Origin of the sequence: Marinobacter sp. UBA3604, assembly GCF_002375325.1 — a bacterium.
Taxonomy (GTDB): domain Bacteria; phylum Pseudomonadota; class Gammaproteobacteria; order Pseudomonadales; family Oleiphilaceae; genus Marinobacter; species Marinobacter salarius.
This window is the reverse complement of the sequence record NZ_DFMB01000015.1, coordinates 96,624-114,880: the sequence shown is the minus strand read 5'-3', so window position 1 is coordinate 114,880 and position 18,257 is coordinate 96,624. Positions and strand designations below refer to the sequence as shown.

The 18,257-nt window shown below is 57.8% G+C and carries 17 protein-coding genes; 13 read left to right on the top strand and 4 right to left on the bottom strand.

What is annotated here, in order from left to right; all coding sequences use genetic code 11:
- Positions 1-209 precede the first annotated feature (209 nt).
- Positions 210-1,250 carry an EF-P beta-lysylation protein EpmB gene (gene epmB / locus B2590_RS04640; protein WP_075196540.1) on the bottom strand — a complete coding sequence of 347 codons (1,041 nt, stop codon included), beginning with the start codon at positions 1,248-1,250 and terminating at the stop codon, positions 210-212.
- A gap of 45 nt (positions 1,251-1,295) precedes the next feature.
- Here epmB and efp point away from each other — a divergent pair, with 45 nt between their 5' ends.
- Both efp and epmA read left to right on the top strand, forming a co-directional pair.
- Positions 1,296-1,871 carry an elongation factor P gene (efp, locus tag B2590_RS04635; protein ID WP_036209698.1) on the top strand — a complete coding sequence of 192 codons (576 nt, stop codon included), beginning with the start codon at positions 1,296-1,298 and terminating at the stop codon, positions 1,869-1,871.
- An 11-nt stretch (positions 1,872-1,882) separates the two neighbouring features.
- Complete coding sequence (gene epmA, locus B2590_RS04630; RefSeq protein WP_269400107.1) at positions 1,883-2,857, top strand: EF-P lysine aminoacylase EpmA; 975 nt, start codon at positions 1,883-1,885, stop codon at positions 2,855-2,857.
- On the opposite strand, the gene asd is transcribed toward epmA, so the two are convergent.
- Positions 2,829-3,707 (bottom strand): archaetidylserine decarboxylase, encoded by an 879-nt coding sequence (asd, locus tag B2590_RS04625; protein WP_269400106.1) that lies wholly within the window; start codon positions 3,705-3,707, stop codon positions 2,829-2,831. The genes epmA and asd overlap by 29 nt on opposite strands.
- 180 nt (positions 3,708-3,887) lie before the next feature.
- Between asd and motA the strand changes: the two genes are divergently transcribed.
- Together motA and motB are read left to right on the top strand one after the other, a co-directional pair.
- The gene (motA, locus tag B2590_RS04620) at positions 3,888-4,739 is read left to right on the top strand and encodes a flagellar motor stator protein MotA (RefSeq protein WP_075196537.1); all 852 of its coding nucleotides are present in this window, start codon (positions 3,888-3,890) and stop codon (positions 4,737-4,739) included.
- A 29-nt stretch (positions 4,740-4,768) separates the two neighbouring features.
- Complete coding sequence (motB, locus tag B2590_RS04615; RefSeq protein WP_036209707.1) at positions 4,769-5,728, top strand: flagellar motor protein MotB; 960 nt, start codon at positions 4,769-4,771, stop codon at positions 5,726-5,728.
- 6 nt (positions 5,729-5,734) lie between these two features.
- Here the strand turns inward: motB and rsgA are convergent, their stop codons facing one another.
- On the bottom strand, positions 5,735-6,790 hold the full coding sequence (gene rsgA, locus B2590_RS04610) for a small ribosomal subunit biogenesis GTPase RsgA (RefSeq protein WP_269400104.1): 1,056 nt from the start codon (positions 6,788-6,790) through the stop codon (positions 5,735-5,737).
- A 257-nt stretch (positions 6,791-7,047) separates the two neighbouring features.
- Here rsgA and orn point away from each other — a divergent pair, with 257 nt between their 5' ends.
- A complete protein-coding gene (orn, locus tag B2590_RS04605) occupies positions 7,048-7,590 on the top strand; it encodes an oligoribonuclease (protein ID WP_036209714.1) in 543 nt (180 codons plus the stop codon).
- A 17-nt stretch (positions 7,591-7,607) separates the two neighbouring features.
- Here the strand turns inward: orn and queG are convergent, their stop codons facing one another.
- Entirely contained in the window at positions 7,608-8,672 is a 1,065-nt protein-coding gene (gene queG / locus B2590_RS04600) for a tRNA epoxyqueuosine(34) reductase QueG (protein ID WP_036209717.1), read from the bottom strand.
- 155 nt (positions 8,673-8,827) lie between these two features.
- On the opposite strand from queG, the gene B2590_RS04595 reads away from it, so the two are divergent.
- The 8 genes from B2590_RS04595 to hflK all read left to right on the top strand — a co-directional run bounded on the left by B2590_RS04595 (position 8,828) and on the right by hflK (position 18,255).
- Positions 8,828-10,399, top strand: coding sequence for an NAD(P)H-hydrate dehydratase (locus tag B2590_RS04595; protein WP_269400103.1), 1,572 nt, complete (start codon positions 8,828-8,830; stop codon positions 10,397-10,399).
- Positions 10,399-10,905 carry a tRNA (adenosine(37)-N6)-threonylcarbamoyltransferase complex ATPase subunit type 1 TsaE gene (gene tsaE, locus B2590_RS04590; protein WP_269400112.1) on the top strand — a complete coding sequence of 169 codons (507 nt, stop codon included), beginning with the start codon at positions 10,399-10,401 and terminating at the stop codon, positions 10,903-10,905. The genes B2590_RS04595 and tsaE overlap by 1 nt, the downstream gene beginning before the upstream one ends.
- Positions 10,906-10,939: 34 nt before the next feature.
- Positions 10,940-12,295, top strand: coding sequence for an N-acetylmuramoyl-L-alanine amidase (locus B2590_RS04585; RefSeq protein WP_041332406.1), 1,356 nt, complete (start codon positions 10,940-10,942; stop codon positions 12,293-12,295).
- A 19-nt stretch (positions 12,296-12,314) separates the two neighbouring features.
- The gene (mutL, locus tag B2590_RS04580) at positions 12,315-14,225 is read left to right on the top strand and encodes a DNA mismatch repair endonuclease MutL (protein WP_228209863.1); all 1,911 of its coding nucleotides are present in this window, start codon (positions 12,315-12,317) and stop codon (positions 14,223-14,225) included.
- Between the two features lie 7 nt (positions 14,226-14,232).
- On the top strand, positions 14,233-15,276 hold the full coding sequence (gene miaA, locus B2590_RS04575; RefSeq protein ID WP_269400102.1) for a tRNA (adenosine(37)-N6)-dimethylallyltransferase MiaA: 1,044 nt from the start codon (positions 14,233-14,235) through the stop codon (positions 15,274-15,276).
- Between the two features lie 40 nt (positions 15,277-15,316).
- Positions 15,317-15,565 (top strand): RNA chaperone Hfq, encoded by a 249-nt coding sequence (gene hfq, locus B2590_RS04570; protein ID WP_007154829.1) that lies wholly within the window; start codon positions 15,317-15,319, stop codon positions 15,563-15,565.
- Between the two features lie 119 nt (positions 15,566-15,684).
- Positions 15,685-16,983 (top strand): ribosome rescue GTPase HflX, encoded by a 1,299-nt coding sequence (gene hflX, locus B2590_RS04565; protein ID WP_036209734.1) that lies wholly within the window; start codon positions 15,685-15,687, stop codon positions 16,981-16,983.
- A 78-nt stretch (positions 16,984-17,061) separates the two neighbouring features.
- The gene (hflK, locus tag B2590_RS04560) at positions 17,062-18,255 is read left to right on the top strand and encodes an FtsH protease activity modulator HflK (protein WP_041332407.1); all 1,194 of its coding nucleotides are present in this window, start codon (positions 17,062-17,064) and stop codon (positions 18,253-18,255) included.
- Positions 18,256-18,257 lie beyond the last annotated feature (2 nt).

Sequence of the window (18,257 nt, the reverse complement as noted above, 5' to 3'; positions counted from 1 at the left end):
CTGGACCACGGTAGGTACTCCGGGTTGCACCACGAACTACAGGCGTATCTTGGTAACGCCTGCGTGTTTTAATCGGAAAACGCCGCGAATATCGGTTTTTATTGTTATCGCTTTCTGCACTGTAAAATAGCAAACGCACAACAAAAAGCGAGAAAAGCACGAGTTGACAATGTTTAACAAGTAAAATTGGGCCAACATTGCCAAATGGGTCACGCAAACAGGTCCAATGGTGTTTTTCCAGGCTGGCCCGGAATCTCCCTGACAAGCCTGGGTACCAGGAAACCTGGCAGCACTGTGATCAGTTGCCGTACCAGGTCCCGAGCCTTGTCGTCACTAACTTCGAAGTGGTGGGCGCCGGCCACTGGGTCGAAGGCATGGAGGTAATAGGGCAGTACACCGCACTCGAACAATCGCTCGCTGAGTTCCGCCAGCACTCTGGCGTTGTCGTTCACGCCTTTCAATATCACGCTCTGGTTCAGCAATGTGACGCCCGCGGCTTTCAGTCGCCCGAGGGCCTGTTGCGTGTCGGCATCCAGTTCGGCGGGATGATTGACATGGATGACGACGACAGACTGCAGGCGTGAGCCCGAGAGCCACGCGATCAGCGAATCAGACACCCTCTGGGGGATGACGACGGGCAGTCGGGTATGGACTCTCAGCCTGCGGATGTGTGGGATGGCTGCCAGTGCCTCCGCCCAGGCCGACAGCAGCCGGTCATTCGCCACCAGCGGGTCGCCCCCGCTGAAAATCACTTCGTTTATGCGAGTATCGTCGGAGAGGGCCTTGAGGGCCTGCGACCGGTCCTCCGGCGACAGTCGGTGGTCCTCGTAGGGGAAGTGGCGGCGGAAGCAGTAGCGACAGTTGATGGCGCATTGCCCGGTCACCATTAACAGGGCGCGGCTATCGTACTTGCGAATCAGCCCGGTCGCTGGCATCGAGCCACTTTCCTGAAGTGGGTCGGAGACAAACCCGGGATAGGTGTCTGCTTCGGACGATAAAGGCAGCACCTGACGTAGCAGGGGGTCGTCGGGATCGCCCCTCGTGATTCGATTCAGATAGGGTTCGGGTACCCGTATGGGGAACAATCGGTGGCCTTCGTTCGCACCATGGAGCCAAGCTGCCGGGTCAAGGTCAAGCCGGCGCAGGAGGGCATCCGGCGTAGTGACGGACTCCGAGAGCAGTCGCTGCCAGCTGTGATCAGCGTGATCGACGGGGCGGGCTTCTATACGGGTGGCGGTTCGCTGTATCATAGCCAGCTTCGAATTTCCAAAAGCATCGTTTCAGGTGATAATTTCATGGCTTCATATTCTACCAACGAATTCCGTGGCGGTCTTAAGGTTTTGCTGGACGGCGACCCCTGCATTATTCTCGAGAACGAATTCGTAAAGCCCGGCAAAGGGCAGGCATTCAACCGGGTAAAACTGCGTAACCTGATGACCAACCGGCAGTGGGAACGCACTTTCAAATCCGGCGAGAGCCTGGAAGCTGCTGACGTGATCGATCTGGAAATGGAGTACCTGTATACCGATGGCGAATTCTGGCACTTCATGAAAACCGACGGGTCTTTCGAGCAGTTTCCGGCGGATGCCAAGGCGGTTGGTGACTCGCTTAAATGGCTGAAAGAGCAGGATGTTTATACCGTAACACTCTATAACGGCGCGCCTCTGACAGTCTCCCCGCCCAACTTTGTCGAGTTGGAAGTGGTGGACACGGATCCGGGTATGAAAGGCGATACCGCCCAGGGTGGCTCCAAGCCGGCGACGCTTTCCACGGGTGCCGTTGTCAACGTGCCACTATTTATCACCATTGGTGAAGTGCTCAAGGTGGACACTCGCTCCGGTGAATACGTCAACCGGGTCAAAAACAGCTGATTGGAGCCCTGGTGACTGACTCCCTTCAGTGGCGGCCCTCGGCTTCACAGGTGGCTCTTAAAAGCCGCGCACAACAGCTTGCCTGGGTGCGTGGCTTTTTTGCGCAACGTGATGTGATGGAAGTCGAGACGCCCGTACTTGGCCGGCACGGTGTTACTGATATCAATATTGACAGTATCTCCGCGAATCCCGCCTCGATCGGAGTTCGCCCAGCGGGCGGGTGGCTGCAGACATCCCCGGAATATCACATGAAACGGATGCTGGCGGCTGGATCCGGCCCTATTTATCAGATCGCCCGGGTGTTTCGCGACGGTGAGTTCGGGCGGCGACACAACCCTGAGTTTTCCCTGCTTGAATGGTACCGGCCCGGTTTTACGGATGTCGATCTGATGGAAGAGGTCTCCGAGTTGGTTTGTGGCTGGCTGGGTTGTGAGCCGCCACGCACCATGGATTATCGCGATGCGTTTGTCCGGTTCGCGGGTGTTGATCCGTTTTTGGCCGGTAATGACGAGTTGTCAGAGCGTTGCGAACAATGGATGGAGCCATCCCAGCTGGATGGCCTCTCTCGTGACGATTATCTGGATCTGCTGATGAGCTCTCAGGTGGAGCCGGCACTGGCGGGCGTTGGGCCGGTATTCGTGACCGGTTATCCGGAGTCCCAGGCTGCACTGGCCCGTGTGTCTGAACGGTCCGGGGTGCGGCAGGCTCATCGTTTCGAGCTCTACGTGGGCGGTGTGGAGCTGTGCAATGGCTACTGGGAACTGACCGATCCCGACGAGCAGAGGCGTCGGTTTGAGGCGGACAACCAGGCTCGCCGCAGAGTGGGAAAGCCCGAGATGCCCATCGACCAGTCGTTCATGGCGGCCCTGGAGTCGGGGGTGCCCGATTGTTCCGGAGTGGCCTTGGGCCTGGACCGCCTGTTGATGCTGAAGTTGGGGCTTGATGAGTTGCCCGGCGTTATTGCGTTCCCGGCTGACCGGTGTTGATGTCGCCGAAAGCTTCACCCATACGCACCGTACCGCCTGCTACCTGATTGGCGTTCCATTTCACAGCGCCCTTGGGCATAACCATGATCACCGTTGAGCCCAGGCGGAACCGTCCCATTTCCTCGCCTTTTTCAAACTGGATGGGTGTTTTGAGGCTGTCATAGCGACTCTCGGAAACCTCACCCCCGCCGGGTGCCACGACGTCAGCCCAGGTCGTCTCGACACTGCCCACGATCATTGCGCCGACCAGCACGAGGGCCATTGGGCCTGCCGGGGTGTCGAATAGACAGGCAACCCGCTCATTCCGGGCGAACAGGTTGGGCACGTTCTCCGCGGTGGTTGGGTTGACGGAAAACAGCTTGCCGGGAACGTACACCATTTCCCGGAGCGTGCCGGCCAGCGGCATATGAATGCGGTGATAGTCCTTAGGGGAGAGGTAGATGGTAGCGAATTCGCCATCGGTAAAGCTTGCCGCCCGATCCTCATCGCCACCGAGCAGTTCGTTGAGGCTGAAGGACTGGCCCTTGGCCTGGAATACCCGATCATTGCTGACTTGACCCAGTTGGCTGATGGCGCCGTCAACGGGACTGACCAGAGTGCTTTCTCGCTCGTCCACGGGCCTCAGGCCGGGTTTCAGGGCGCGGGTAAAAAAGGCGTTGAAGCTTGCATAGGCCGCCGGGTCCGGTTCCAGCGCTTCGCTCATATTGACGCCATAGCGGCCGATGAACCACTTCACCACACGATCCTTTAGCCCGGGCATGCTTTCATTGTCCGCAAGTCGGCCCGCAAGGCGTGAAACCGCGAGTTGCGGCGTTATGTACTGGCTCATTACAAACAGCTTGTCGAACATTGGAAAGTGATCCTTGGCGCTCAAAGGCGCGAAGTTTAACAAATCGCGGGGTGTGTATAGAAATTGTTTCATATCTTCGCGGTTCGGTCCGCTGCTTGCTATTATCTGTGCAGGCCGGCCAGGCGGCTCCGCTTCAGGCGCCTAGCCTGACAGAAATCATAGAAGGTGTGTTCTCAATCCATGCTACTCATAATCGGTGCAGTCATTGTCATTGCCAGCGTCCTCGGCGGCTATGTCCTCCATGGTGGTAATCTTCTGGTGTTGTGGCAGCCCACGGAAATACTCATTATCGGCGGCGCTGCAGTGGGGTCGTTCATCATTGCCAACCCCCTGCACACCATCAAGGAAGTGGCGAAAGGTGTCCTCAGCCAACTGACGGGTTCTCCCTACAACAAGTCCTTTTACATGGATTTGCTCAGCCTGATGTACGAGATTTTCGACAAATCCAGGAAACAGGGTGTGATGGCCATCGAGGAAGACATCGACAATCCGGAGTCAAGCCAGATCTTCAGCCGTTACCCCGCCATTATTAAGTCGAAGTACCTGCTGGCCTTTATCACCGACTACCTGAGAATTATCAGTTCCGGGAACATGGCAACCCATGAGCTCGAAGGCATGATGGAAAATGAGATCGAGAGTCGTCAGCACGAACTTGAAGAGCCAGCCCACGCTGTCAACAAGATAGCCGATGCTCTGCCAGGCCTCGGGATTGTCGCAGCCGTGCTCGGTATTGTTATCACCATGAACTTCCTGAGTGAGGGCCCTGAAAGAATTGGCCTCAGCGTGGCGGCGGCGCTGGTGGGAACGTTCCTCGGAATCTGGATGGGGTATGGCTTCGTTGGCCCCACCTCCATTGCCATGGAGCACACCGCCAAATACGAGATCAAGGCCTACGAATGCGCCAAATCCGCAATCGTTGCCACCGTGTCGGGCCAGGCGCCGCAGATGGCCATCGAGTTCGGCCGCAAGGCCCTGCCGTCGGATAAGCGGCCCGGGTTTCAGGAACTCAACGACCACGTGCGTTCAAAATAGTCTGAGCAAGAGCCGTCAGGAGCAGTTTCTTGGAAGAACAGCCAATCATCGTAAAGAGAAAAAAGAAAGTTGCGGCTGGGCACCACGGCGGGTCATGGAAAGTGGCTTTCGCCGATTTCGCTACCGCCATGATGGCGTTTTTTCTCGTGCTCTGGCTGACCGCAACGGCGTCTCCTGAACAGATTCGTGCTGTGGAAGGTTACTTCAAGGACCCGGTCGGGTTTACTGAGGGTGGGTCTCCCAATCCGGTGGATCTTGAGGGCAGTGCCTCGGTGATCAACGAAAGCAGCGAGGACATCGAGCGTAGCGATATCCAGATCGAAGACCAGGTTGTGGAGGAGCTGGCGCAGACTCTGGAGCAGCGGCAGATGGAGGAGCTCTTTCAGGACCTTCAGGACCGTATAGAGCAGAGCGAAACCCTTCAGGAGTTCAAAGATCAGTTGCTGATCGATATCACCAGCGAGGGTCTGCGTATTCAGATCGTCGACCGCTCACAGCGCCCCATGTTTGACAGTGGTCGGGCCGAGCTCAAGTATTATTCTCAAGATATCCTGTTTGAGCTTGCCAAGACACTCGGCACCGTCAACAACAAACTGAGCATTACCGGCCATACCGACTCCACGCCCTTCAGCGGTCGCCCGGGTTACACCAACTGGGAATTGTCGGCGGACCGGGCCAACACGGCTCGCAGAGCGCTCGTTGCAGGCGGTGTCAGGCAGGAGCAAATTGGCCGGGTTGTGGGGCTGAGCGATTCGGTGCTGTTTGATCAGGACGATCCTCAGGCGCCGGTTAATCGTCGTATTTCCATTATCGTGATGAACAAAAAGACAGCGGCTGGCATCCAGAGCAATGCCAGTCGATCGGGTGAGCCCTTGATTGACCTGACTGCCCCCTCTGAAGAGGAGCAGCAGGAGGCAATGAAACGGCTGGAAGAAGGCAGCTGGGCGGAAGAGAAGGAAGAACCCAAGCCCGGAGAGCTGAACTGGTAAGCCGGTTCAGTCGGCTTTCAGTCCCCGTGACTGCTGTTCCGCCATATCCTGAAGAATCCGGTTGAAGCTTTTCAGTCGCTCCGTGCTGATGCGACCATCCTCGGCAGCCTGCACAATGGCACAGCCGGGGTCACCCATATGGCTGCAATTGCGGAACTTGCAGTGACCGATCAGGTCACGTATCTCCCGGAAGCCGTACTCGATCTCTTGTGGTGTCATGTGCCACAGCCCGAACTCCCGGATACCCGGCGAATCGATGAGGTCGCCTCCGTAGTTGAGGTGAAAAAGTTTGGCGGTTGTGGTGGTGTGAACCCCTTTTCCGGTGCTCTCCGAGACCGCGCCTACCCGGATCGATGCTTCCGGCAATAACGTCTGGATAATGGACGATTTGCCAACTCCCGATTGACCCACGAATACGCTGGTCTGACCTTTTACCAGGTCTTCAACCCTAACCGCCTGCTCACCCTCCAGGGTTTTTGCGGAGGTGCGTTCTATTCGATATCCGAGCTTTTCGTAGCGAGCCAGAAGTTGGTCGATTGCTTCCCGATTCTGGTCAGTCACCAGGTCGGTCTTGTTGAGCAGGATGATGACCGGAATGTCTGTGCTCTCGGCCGCCACCAGATAACGATCAATCAGGTTGTCGTGGGGTTCCGGTTCGGGGGCGATCACAAGGATGATGTAGTCAATATTGGCAGCGACGGGCTTGAGTGCGCCGAAGTTGTCGGGCCGTTGCAGTAGGGTGTGACGGTCGCAACGCGCCACAATGACGCCGGTATTGTCGCTGCCTGGGCGCCAGATCACCTTGTCGCCAGTTACCAGGCTGTCGATGTTCGCTCTCACAAAGCAGCGCAGCACCGTGCCGGTGTCTTCCCCCTCCAGGGCTTCCACGTCGAGTTGCTGGCCGTAGTGAGCGATAACAAGGCCTTGTTGCTCCGGGCCGAGATCACCAGCGTCCAGCTTTTCGCTGATGGATTCTTCTTTCTTCGCCGCCCGTGCAGCCCGCTCCTGCTGAATTTTCTTGATGCGCCACTGCTGCTGCTTGTTGAGTCGACGTTTAGCCATATCGTGGGTCGGTTAATTCCTGCTGGGAAATGGTGATTGCTGTAACATCATACGTGAATGATTTCGTCAGAGCCTGTTTGTTCTGTCGGGATTGGCCGATATATTACCAATATTACGAGGGTGGCCGGTCACTGCTTCCCGGGAGCGTCTGAAACCAGGGATGGTTTCAGTCGAGCGCACATGGATGTGCTTGTAGCGTATCCCGGGAAGCAGTGACCGGCCACCCATGCACGCATTGGAAGGCTGGGAGTCACCGAATGCCAGAAGCCAACTACCTTGTCTGGATTGACCTGGAAATGACGGGGTTAGACCCGGAAAAAGAGCGCATCATCGAGATAGCAACCATCGTTACGGATTCTGAATTGAACACGATTGAAGAAGGGCCGGTGATTGCCGTTCACCAATCAGACAAACTGCTCAGTGAAATGGACGAGTGGTGCACGCGGACCCATGGCGAAAGCGGACTGACCCAGCGGGTAAAGGACAGTAAGTACGGCGAGATCGATGCCGAACAGAAAACCCTGGAATTCCTGCAGCGGTATCTCGAGCCGGGGCAGTCCCCATTATGTGGCAATAGCATCGGCCAGGATCGTCGCTTCCTGGTGAAGTACATGCCGGAACTGGAAGCCTTCTTTCACTACCGCAATCTGGATGTGAGTACCATCAAGGAGCTGGCGAGGCGCTGGCGCCCGGATGTGCTGGACGGGGTTAAGAAGAAAGGCAGTCACCTGGCGTTGGACGACATTCGCGACTCCATAGAGGAGCTGCGGCATTATCGGGAACACTTCTTCCAACTGTAGGCTGCGGCGCTTTCAAGCTATAAGCCGTGCCTGCGAAGGGCCCAGTGCACATGCTCCCGAACCATCTCTGACGGAAAGTCAGCCCGCTGTTTTAGGGCCTCGATCACTGGGATGGTTGAAGGCGCATTGCCAAGGCCCACCGCCAGGTTCCTCAGCCATCCCTCGTAACCGGTGCGGCGGATGGCGGAGCCTTCAGTGCGTTTGAGGAATTGTTCTTCCGTCCAGAGGAACAGCGTAGCCAATTCGCTGTTGTCCAGGCCATGGCGGGGCTGGAAGTCTTTTTCCGCCGTTGGCTTGCTGAACTTGTTCCAGGGGCAGACCAGTTGGCAGTCGTCACAACCGAACACGCGGTTACCCATTTTGGGGCGCAGTTCTTCCGGAATGCTGCCCTTGAGTTCAATGGTGAGGTAGCTGATGCATTTGCGGGCATCGAGTTTGTGGGGGCCTTCAAAGGCATCTGTGGGGCAGATGTCCAGGCACGCGGCGCAACTGCCGCAATGTTCCTTTTCAAACGGTTCGTCCAGCGGTAATGGCGCGCTGGTAAAGATTTCTCCGAGGAAGAAAAACGACCCCGCTTTTGGATGAATCAGCATGTTGTTCTTGCCAATCCAGCCCAGGCCCGCGCGCTGGGCAAGGGCCCTTTCGAGCACAGGAGCGCTGTCTACGAAAGCTCTGTAATCGTATCCCGATACTGCCTCGTCAATGCGTTTTGCCAGGGTCGCCAGTCGTTTGCGCATCAGCTTGTGATAGTCACGCCCAGTGGCATAGCGGGTAATGTAGGCCTTCTCGGGGTTAGTGAGTATTCGCCCCGGGTTATCGGGCGCAGGCAGGTAGTCCAGCCGCACGGAAATGACTCTTTGCGTTCCTTCCACCAGTGAGGTGGGGGTATAGCGTTTGTCGCCATGATCTTCCATATACGACATTTCGCCGTGAAAACCCTTGCGGAGCCAGTCCTTCAGGCGAGCTCCGTGAGCACCGGTGTCCGGGAGGGTAATGCCGACATCACTAAAGCCGAGTTCCCGGGCCCAGGATTGGATGTGTTCCGGCAGATGTTCGAGGTTTTGATCGATCGATTCGGTCATGGAGTGCCAGTCGAGTGGCAACCGGTTTTCCCGGCGGCCCGAAGGGTAATGAAGTTTAATTTGATTAAGTTATGACCTTTTCCGCTGTTTTGCTATTCTTTACAGGTATCTGGCCGATTTTCTTAATCCGAATTCTTTAGCGGGAGCCGATTTTCATGCCCCTGTCTGGTGGTCATAGTTTACCAGAAGACCTCTACTCCGCCGATGCGGTGAGGGAGATTGATCGCTATGTAATTGATCAACAAGGGGTTGACGGATTTGACCTGATGCAGGCCGCAGCCGCCGGTGCGTTTCGCAGGCTGGTACGCAACTGGCCTGAGCCGGGCCGGGTTCTGGTGCTGTGTGGCGCCGGCAACAATGGCGGTGACGGCTATTTGGTGGCGGCCAATGCCGTACGCCATGGTTTGGATGTGGACTGTATTGCCGTTGCGCCGACGGGAAAATTATCTGGTGATGCCCGCAAGGCCTGGCAAAAATCCGTGGCCGATGGGGTAAAAGTGCGGGAACTTGCGGATCTTGGTAGCGGCGATGCGCAGCGATCAATTGCCAGCGTCGGTTTAATCGTGGACGCCATGTTGGGAACCGGCGTAACAGGCGCTCCCAGGGAGCCCTTTGCGGCGATGATCGACGCGTGCAATGAGGCGCCTGCGCCCGTAATGGCGATTGATTTGCCGTCCGGCCTGAACGCAACCACTGGAGCGGTGGTCGGACAGGCGATACGGGCTAATGCAACAGTGACCTTTATTGGGCTCAAGGCCGGACTGTTTACGGGGCAGGGGGCTGAGTGTGGGGGTGACATCCTGTTCGAGTCCCTGGATACCGATGACTGGGCCTCCGAGAGCGGTCAGCAGCCTTTTGCTCGCCGGGTTGACTGGCGGTCGATTCGTTCGGTCATCCCCAGGCGATCAAGAACCGCGCATAAGGGTCGTTTCGGGCACGTGCTCGTGGTGGCCGGGGACCGGGGTTTTGGCGGTGCCGGCCTGTTGGCAGCCGAAGCAGCGGCAAGAGCCGGTGCCGGACTGGTTACGCTGGCCACGCGCCCGGAATACGTCTCACCGGCCCTCGCGCGCTGTCCATCGGTCATGGTGCAGGGGCTGATTCATGGTTCTGAACTGCCGCCGTTGATTGAAGCGGCGGATGTCATAGTCTGTGGTCCGGGCATCGGCCAGGGTGCCTGGGGGCAGCAGATGCTCCAGCAGGTGGTTGCGAGCGGTAAGCCGAGGGTGCTCGATGCAGATGCCCTCAACCTGATGGCCTCAAGGGTGGCGCAGCCGGCACACAATCATATCCTTACCCCGCATCCTGGAGAGGCGGCGCGGCTTCTGGCGTGTGATGTGGCGGAAATTGAAGAGGATCGTGTAGGCGCTGCCGGGCGAATCTCTCAGATGTTTGGCGGAGTTGTGCTACTTAAGGGGGCCGGAACGGTGGTGGCAGGCGGAGGTGCAGTGCCGGACGTTGTCAGCGGCAGTAACCCTGGCATGGCGACTGGTGGCATGGGGGATGTTCTTTCGGGCGTGCTGGGTAGTTTGTACGCTCAACTGAAGGATGCCCGTGTTGCAACCTCGGCAGGCGCTGCATTGCATCTGGCGGCTGCGGACCTGGCGTCGGAAACCCGCGGTTATATGGGGCTGTTGCCGATGGACGTTATTGAGGCCCTGTCACAGGTATTGGTGGATTCTGAGCGCTGGCCGGATCGTCGTTCGGTTGGCGGTGGTGGAGACGAATGATGGACGTTGCAGCGCAGGAGCTCTCGCTGTTCCTGAAGGATGAGGTGGCAACAGAAAACCTTGGAAGGGGGCTCGCTACCGTTGTGGTTCAGGTCGGACAGGGAGCCACTGTATTTCTCGAGGGCAACCTGGGTACGGGAAAGACGACCCTGAGCCGTGGAGTCATGCGTGGCCTTGGTCATGACGGGGCTGTTAAAAGTCCGACCTACACCATTGTGGAGCCGTATGAGCACCTGAGCCCTCCCGCTTACCACTTCGACCTATACAGATTGGGTGATCCGGAGGAGCTGGAGTACATGGGTATACGTGATTACTTTCAGGGCCAGAGCCTTTGTTTGATTGAGTGGCCCGAGCGGGGTCAGGGAATCCTTCCGGATCCCGACCTTTGGATACGCTTGAGTGTCAGTGGAGATGGGCGTAAAGCGCTTGTCTCGGCGGCAACGGCTGTGGGTGTGGGGCTGCAGGCCAGGCTTGCGGCAATACCGTTGTCGAGTGTTCGAGGTTAATTATGTGTGATCAGTGCAGGTGGGCAGGAAAATGATGGCAAGAATGTTCTCCAGATGGTGCCTGGCCGGTAGTGTAATGCTGACTCTGTTGTTTCCTATGGCAGCAATGGCGGGCGTTAACGTGGAAGGCGTGAGGATCTGGCCCGCGCCGGACCATACCCGGCTGGTGCTGGATGTTGCCGACAAGATTGATCACAAGGTGTTTGCCCTTTCCGGGCCTTCGCGCCTGGTGATTGACCTTGAGAACACGACGCTCAAGGCCGATTTTGACAAGCTCGATCTCTCGGGCAGTCCCGTAAAGCGTATCCGCAGCGCCCCGCGCAACGGTAATGATCTTCGGGTAGTGCTCGATCTGAAGAGTGACATCAAGCCGCGCAGCTTTCAGCTCGAACCCAATCAGCAGTACGGTCACCGGTTGGTCGTTGACCTGATCGACGAAGGTGGTCTGAAGGCTCGAAAGCCTTCGGAGCCAACCGTCACCGAAAACGCCAACGGCAAGCGGGATATTATCGTGGTGGTTGATGCCGGCCACGGCGGCGAAGACCCGGGAGCAATCGGCCCCCGGGGCACCCGAGAAAAGGACGTGGTGTTGAGAATGTCGAAAACCCTGGCGGAACTGATCGACGCCAAGCCGGGTTATACCGCCAAGCTAACCCGTACCGGCGACTACTACATCGATTTGCGTAGCCGCACACTGCTGGCCCGGAAGCACAACGCCGACCTGTTTGTGTCGGTCCACGCCGATGCCTTTCGCACGCCTCAGCCCCGTGGTGCTTCGGTGTTTGCGTTGTCACAGCGGGGTGCCACCAGTGAAACCGCCCGCTGGCTGGCCAAGACCGAGAACCGCTCTGACCTGATCGGGGGTGCCGGTGGGGTGTCCCTTGATGGTCGAGATGACATGCTGGCGGGTGTGCTGCTGGACCTCTCCATGACCGCCAGCATCAATTCCAGCCTCGGTGTCGGGGACTCTATCCTCGGCAGGCTTGGCAGTGTCGCCAAGCTTCACAAGAAAGGCGTTGAGCAGGCTGCGTTTGCGGTGCTGAAATCACCGGATATTCCATCGGTTCTCGTTGAGGCGGGATTCATCTCGAACCCGAAGGAAGAGCAGAACCTTTCCAGTGCCTGGTATCGTGAAAAACTGTCCCAGGCGGTGTTTCGGGGTATCGATGACTACTTCCAGAAAACGCCCCCGCCAGGCACGTTGCTGGCGTGGCAGAAGCAGAACGGCCGTGGCGATGGCAGTGTCAGTCAGTACCGGATTCGCCGGGGGGATACGCTCTCAGGTGTCGCTCGGGAGAACCAGACAACCGTCAGCGAACTGATGCAGTATAACGGCCTCAATGATGACCGTGTTATGGTAGGGCAAACCATTCGTATTCCTGCATCCTGACACGAGGTCCCCTGGTAACATGCCCTCCATTCGATTACTGACGCCCCGCCTGGCCAACCAGATTGCTGCCGGTGAGGTGGTTGAGCGCCCGGCTTCGGTCGTGAAAGAACTGGTAGAAAATGCGCTCGATGCCGGTGCCCGCCGGGTCGATATCGAGGTGGAGCAGGGGGGTGTCAAGCTGATCCGGGTACGTGACGACGGCATGGGCATAGACGAGACGGACCTTCCCCTTGCGCTCAGCCGTCATGCCACCAGCAAGATTGAAAATCTCGAAGACCTCGAAGCAGTGGCGTCCCTTGGTTTCCGGGGGGAGGCCCTGGCCAGTATCAGTTCCGTTTCCAGGCTGGCACTGACATCACGCACAGAGCGCCAGGAGGCGGCCTCAAAGGTAGAAGTGGAAGGGCGCGACATGGACGCCAGTATTTCCCCGGCGGCCCATCCGGTGGGCACGACGGTGGAAGTCCGGGACCTGTTCTTTAACACGCCCGCCCGACGCAAGTTTCTCCGTACGGAGAAGACCGAGTTCAACCATGTTGAAGAATGCATTCGCCGCCAGGCCCTGAGCCGTTTCGACACCGGTTTTACGCTTCGACATAACCAGCGTGTGGTCCAGAGCCTCAGGCCGGCTGAGAATCCGCTGGACCGGGAGCGGCGGATTGGCTCTCTATGCGGTCAGCAGTTTATCGACAACGCCGTGGTGATTGATGCTGAGGCTACGGGATTGAAACTTTGGGGTTGGGTTGCCCTGCCGACCTTTTCCCGCAGTCAGGCGGATTTGCAGTACTTTTTTGTCAACGGGCGGGTGATACGGGACCGGCTGGTAGCGCATGCCGTGCGCCAGGCTTATCGGGATGTGCTTTACAACAACCGTCACCCGGCGTTCGTGTTGTATCTGGAGGTTGATCCCGCGAACGTGGACGTGAATGTTCACCCCACCAAGCACGAAGTGCGTTTCCGCGATGGGCGCCTGGTTCACGATTTTATTTTCCGGACGCTTCACAAGGCGCTGGCAGATGTGCGCCCGGATGATCATCTCAAGGGAGCGGTAGCCCAGTCCCACGGTCGGGAGGCCGGTACGGCAACCGGTGGTTTTGGCGTTCAGGCTGCCATGCCGGGTGTCAATCACCAGCCCGCCTCCGATCCGTTTGCAGGTTCCGGCGGCAGCCCGCAGCATGCCGGGTTCTCAGGGAGCCCGAGGCCCCCGCAGCCTGAATGGCAGGCCCGCGATCAAATGGCGTTCTACCAGTCCCTGAACGAGGGCGGTGGAACCGGGGCGCAGCCCGCGATGGCCGACTCCGGTGATCTGGCCGTTGCGGCGCCTACGCCACCGCAGGACAGCGGTGATGAGCCGCCGCTTGGCTACGCCATTGCCCAACTGCACGGAATTTATATCCTGGCCCAGAGCCGTCAGGGCATGATCGTGGTGGATATGCACGCGGCCCATGAACGTATTACCTATGAGCGTATGAAGCGTGCGCTGGAGGCGCAGGACCTCAAGAGTCAGCCGCTGCTGGTGCCGGTTTCCCTGGCTGTCAGCCAGAAAGAGGCGGCATTGGCGGAGACTCATGGTGAAGAGCTTTTGCAGTTGGGATTGAGGGTGGAGCGCATTGGCCCCGAAACTCTCGCTGTGCGGCAGGTGCCTGCGCTGTTGCGGGGGGCGGATACCGAGCAATTGGTTCGGGATGTGCTGTCTGACCTGATTGAGAACGGCGAAAGCGACCGTGTGGAGGCGGTGATACATGAGTTGCTTGGTACCATGGCATGCCATGGTTCCGTGCGTGCCAATCGGCAACTGACCATTCCGGAAATGAATACCCTGTTGCGGGACATGGAGGCCACCGAGCGCAGTGGTCAGTGCAACCATGGTCGGCCCACCTGGACTGTGGTCACCCTCTCGGAGCTGGACAAATTATTCCTGCGCGGGCGTTAACACCGGTATGACGGCATCAACCGCTAAAGGCACCAAGCCCCTGGCCATATGCCTGATGGGCCCGACTGCCTCGGGCAAGACCGACCTGGCCATCGAGCTCTGTCGCCACCTGCCCTGCGATATCATCAGTGTTGATTCGGCGATGATCTACCGGGGTATGGATATTGGAACCGCCAAGCCCTCGCCCGAGGAGCTCTCCCAGGCGCCACACCGGTTAATTGATATCTGCGATCCGGCGGAAACATACTCGGCAGCGGACTTCCGTCGCGATGCCCTGCGTGAAATGAACGACATTGTGTCAGCGGGGCGGATTCCGTTGTTGGTGGGTGGCACCATGATGTACTTCAAGGCATTGCTGCATGGCATGTCCAACCTGCCGTCTGCTAATCCAGTCGTCCGGGAGGCCCTTGAGCAGGAGGCGAAGGAGCGAGGCTGGGGTGCCCTTCACCAGGAGCTGGAGCGACAGGACCCTGTGGCGGCGGGTCTCATTCATCAGAATAACCGGCAGCGACTTATTCGGGCACTTGAGGTGATTCGTCTGACGGGACGGCCGATTTCCTCAATATGGCAGGACAAGGCGAGCAGAGGCCAGGCAGAGAACCGTCAGAACAGCGATGGCATTGAGGATTACACCTATTTCACCCAATGGCAGGCAGACGAATCGCCGTCTCTTCCGTATACTGTAGTGCAGCTTGCGATGGCTCCCGCCGAGAGGCGGGTGCTCCATGAAAGAATAGCCCTGCGTTTCAACGCCATGCTGAATGCGGGTTTTCTTGATGAGGTCAGGGTGCTGAAGGCCAGGGGTGATCTGAATGCTGGCCTGCCCTCCATGCGTTGTGTCGGATATCGTCAGGGCTGGGCACATCTGGCCGGTGATTATGATTACGACACCATGGTGGACAAGGGCGTTGCTGCTACCCGGCAGCTTGCCAAGCGACAGCTGACCTGGTTGCGAAAGTGGTCCGATGTGGACTGGTTGGATAGTGGCGACAAACTTATGTCCGACACTGCCTTGAAAATTATTGAGTTTCGCACCACATTTAACAATTGAAGTTGACGATCTGCCTTTACTTATAAACAGGAGAAAACACATGTCAAAAGGGCACTCTCTACAAGACCCTTACCTTAATGCATTACGCAAGGAACGCATTCCGGTTTCTATCTTTCTGGTCAATGGTATCAAGCTTCAGGGCCAGATCGAGTCTTTTGACCAGTTCGTGATTTTGCTGAAAAACACTGTCAGCCAGATGGTCTATAAGCATGCCATTTCCACTGTGGTGCCCGCGCGGAACGTTCGTATTCCGCCACAGGCTCCGGGCGGAGAAGAATCTGAAGACTGATTTATCCGGGCACACCGGTGTTGTCACCCGCGCTCCCGAAGGGCCCGAAAAGGCTCCCAGGGCCGCGGGTGTTTGTTTTGGTGACAGGTGCAGCCTGACTGATTTGGAGTTGTTACTACTTGTTTGAGCGTCCCGACGTTGGTGAACGGGCGATTCTCGTTCATATCGAGTTTTCCTCACACGAAGAAGCTGAGGATCTGGGCGAGTTCCGTGAACTGGTCTGGTCTGCCGGTGTCGAACCCGTAGGTGTTGTCACCGGCTCGCGCAAGCAGCCCAGCCCGAGACTGTTTGTCGGCGAGGGGAAGCTGGAAGAGATTCGTGATGCCGTGACCGCCAACGAAGCGGATGTGGTGCTTTTCAATCACGCACTCAGCCCCAGCCAGGAACGAAACATTGAGCGTGAGCTGAGCTGTCGTGTGCTCGATCGCACGGGCGTCATCCTGGATATTTTCGCTCAGCGTGCTCGCACCCATGAAGGTAAGCTTCAGGTGGAACTGGCTCAACTTGAGCATATGTCGACCCGCCTTATTCGGGGTTGGACGCACCTTGAGCGCCAGAAGGGTGGTATCGGGTTGCGTGGCCCGGGTGAAACCCAGTTGGAGACGGACCGGCGGTTGCTGCGGGAGCGTATCAAGTCCATTCATCGCCGCCTTGAAAAGGTCCGTAAACAGCGTAACCAGGGTCGCCGGGCCCGGATGCGTGCGGATATTCCAACCGTCTCACTGGTGGGCTACACCAACGCGGGCAAGTCCACGCTGTTTAACCGCATAACAACGTCAACCGTTTACGCGGCGGATCAGCTGTTTGCGACCCTGGACCCGACGCTGAGGCGCCTGGAACTTCCTGACATTGGCCCGGTCGTAATGGCCGACACTGTCGGCTTTATCCGTCATCTTCCCCACAAGCTGGTTGAAGCCTTCCGTGCCACCCTGGAAGAAACCACCGAAGCCTCAATTCTGCTCCACATAATCGACTGCCACGATCACCGGCGTGACGAGAACATGGAGCAGGTGGAAGAAGTGCTGGCAGAAATAGGTGCTGACGAGATTCCGGTGCTGCAGGTTTTCAACAAGATTGACCTGCTGGACAACTTCCAGCCGCGGGTTGAGCGCAACGAAGATGGCGTTCCCGTGCGTGTCTGGGTTTCTGCGGTCACCGGGGAAGGTCTTGAAGGCCTGTTTGATACCATCGTCGAACGATTGGCGGAGGACGTGATCCATCAATTCGTACTGCTGGGCCCGACGGACGGCAAGTTGCGGGCGCTTTTGCATGAAGCGGGCTCTGTCGTGACGGAAAGTCACCGCGATAGCGGGGATTCGGTACTGGAAGTACGCCTTCAGCATCGTGACTGGTTACAGCTTTTGAGCCGCGCTGGCGTGCGCGAAAATGATGTAAGGCTTGAAGAACAACGTACATAGGCCGGCTGTGCTATTGCCGGGGCGCTTATAAATCCCTAGTATTTGCAGCCATTCGATTAGTTTGGAACGGAGAACACTATGGCCTGGAATGAACCGGGTGGAAACCGCAACGACAATGACCCCTGGGGTACTGGTGGTGGTCGTGGCGGAAATGACCAGGGCCCACCGGACCTGGACGAGGCGCTGAAAAAGGGTCTCGACAAGCTCAATCGCTTGCTGGGTGGCAAGGGCAACAAGTCCGGAGGCAGTGGCGGCAGTTCGTCCTCGGGTGGCGCCGGCGGTTTTGGTGCCATCCTGGCGTTGGCGGCCATCATTTTTGCCGGATACGTGGTCTTTCAATCGTTCTACACCGTGAACGAGCAGGAGCGTGCGGTTGTGCTTCGCTTTGGCGAGTTCAGTCGTACTGAAACGCCGGGTCTGCGCTTCAAGGTTCCGTTGATCGATAGCGTTTATCTGGTCCGGGTGACGAACGTCCGGAATGCGGAATCTACAGGCCAGATGCTGACACAGGACGAGAACCTCGTCTCTGTCGACCTTCAGGTCCAGTATCGTGTTGGTGATGCTCAGGCTTATGTGCTGAACGTCCGTGATTCCAACCAGGCATTGGCGTTTGCTACTGACAGCGCCTTGCGCCATGAAGTTGGTAGCTCAACACTTGATGACGTGTTGACGGAAGGTCGTGCCGAGTTGGCCGTTCGCGTGGAGCAGCGCCTGCAGAGCTTCCTGGAAGAATACGGCACTGGCTTGACCATTGTCCGTGTAAACGTCGAGAGCACTCAGCCACCCGATGCGGTGCAGGATGCCTTCCGTGAAGTGCAGCGCGCCCGTGAGGACGAGCAGCAGGTCAAGGAAGAAGCTGAAACCTACCGCAATAAAGTGGTCCCCGAGGCTCGTGGCCGGGCACAGCGCTTGACCGAGGAAGCGGCGGCCTACAAGGAAGAAGTGATTGAGCGTGCCCGTGGTGAAACCTCACGTTTCCTGGCGGTTCTTGGTGTGTATCAGACTGCGCCGGAAGTCACTCGCGAGCGTATGTACATCCAGGCGCTTGAAGGGGTTCTGTCGAATACCAGCAAAGTGCTGGTGGACACCCAGAGCAGCGACAATATGATGTACCTGCCTCTGGATAGGCTGACTAACCGTTCCGGTGCCAGCACCGGCAGCCAGAGCGGTTCCGGAAGCTCCGGCAGTGACATCGACATCAAGACCCTGTCAGATCAGGTGATTCAGGAGCTGCGTGGCAGGCAGGATAGTGGCGTTCGGAGGAGCAGATAATG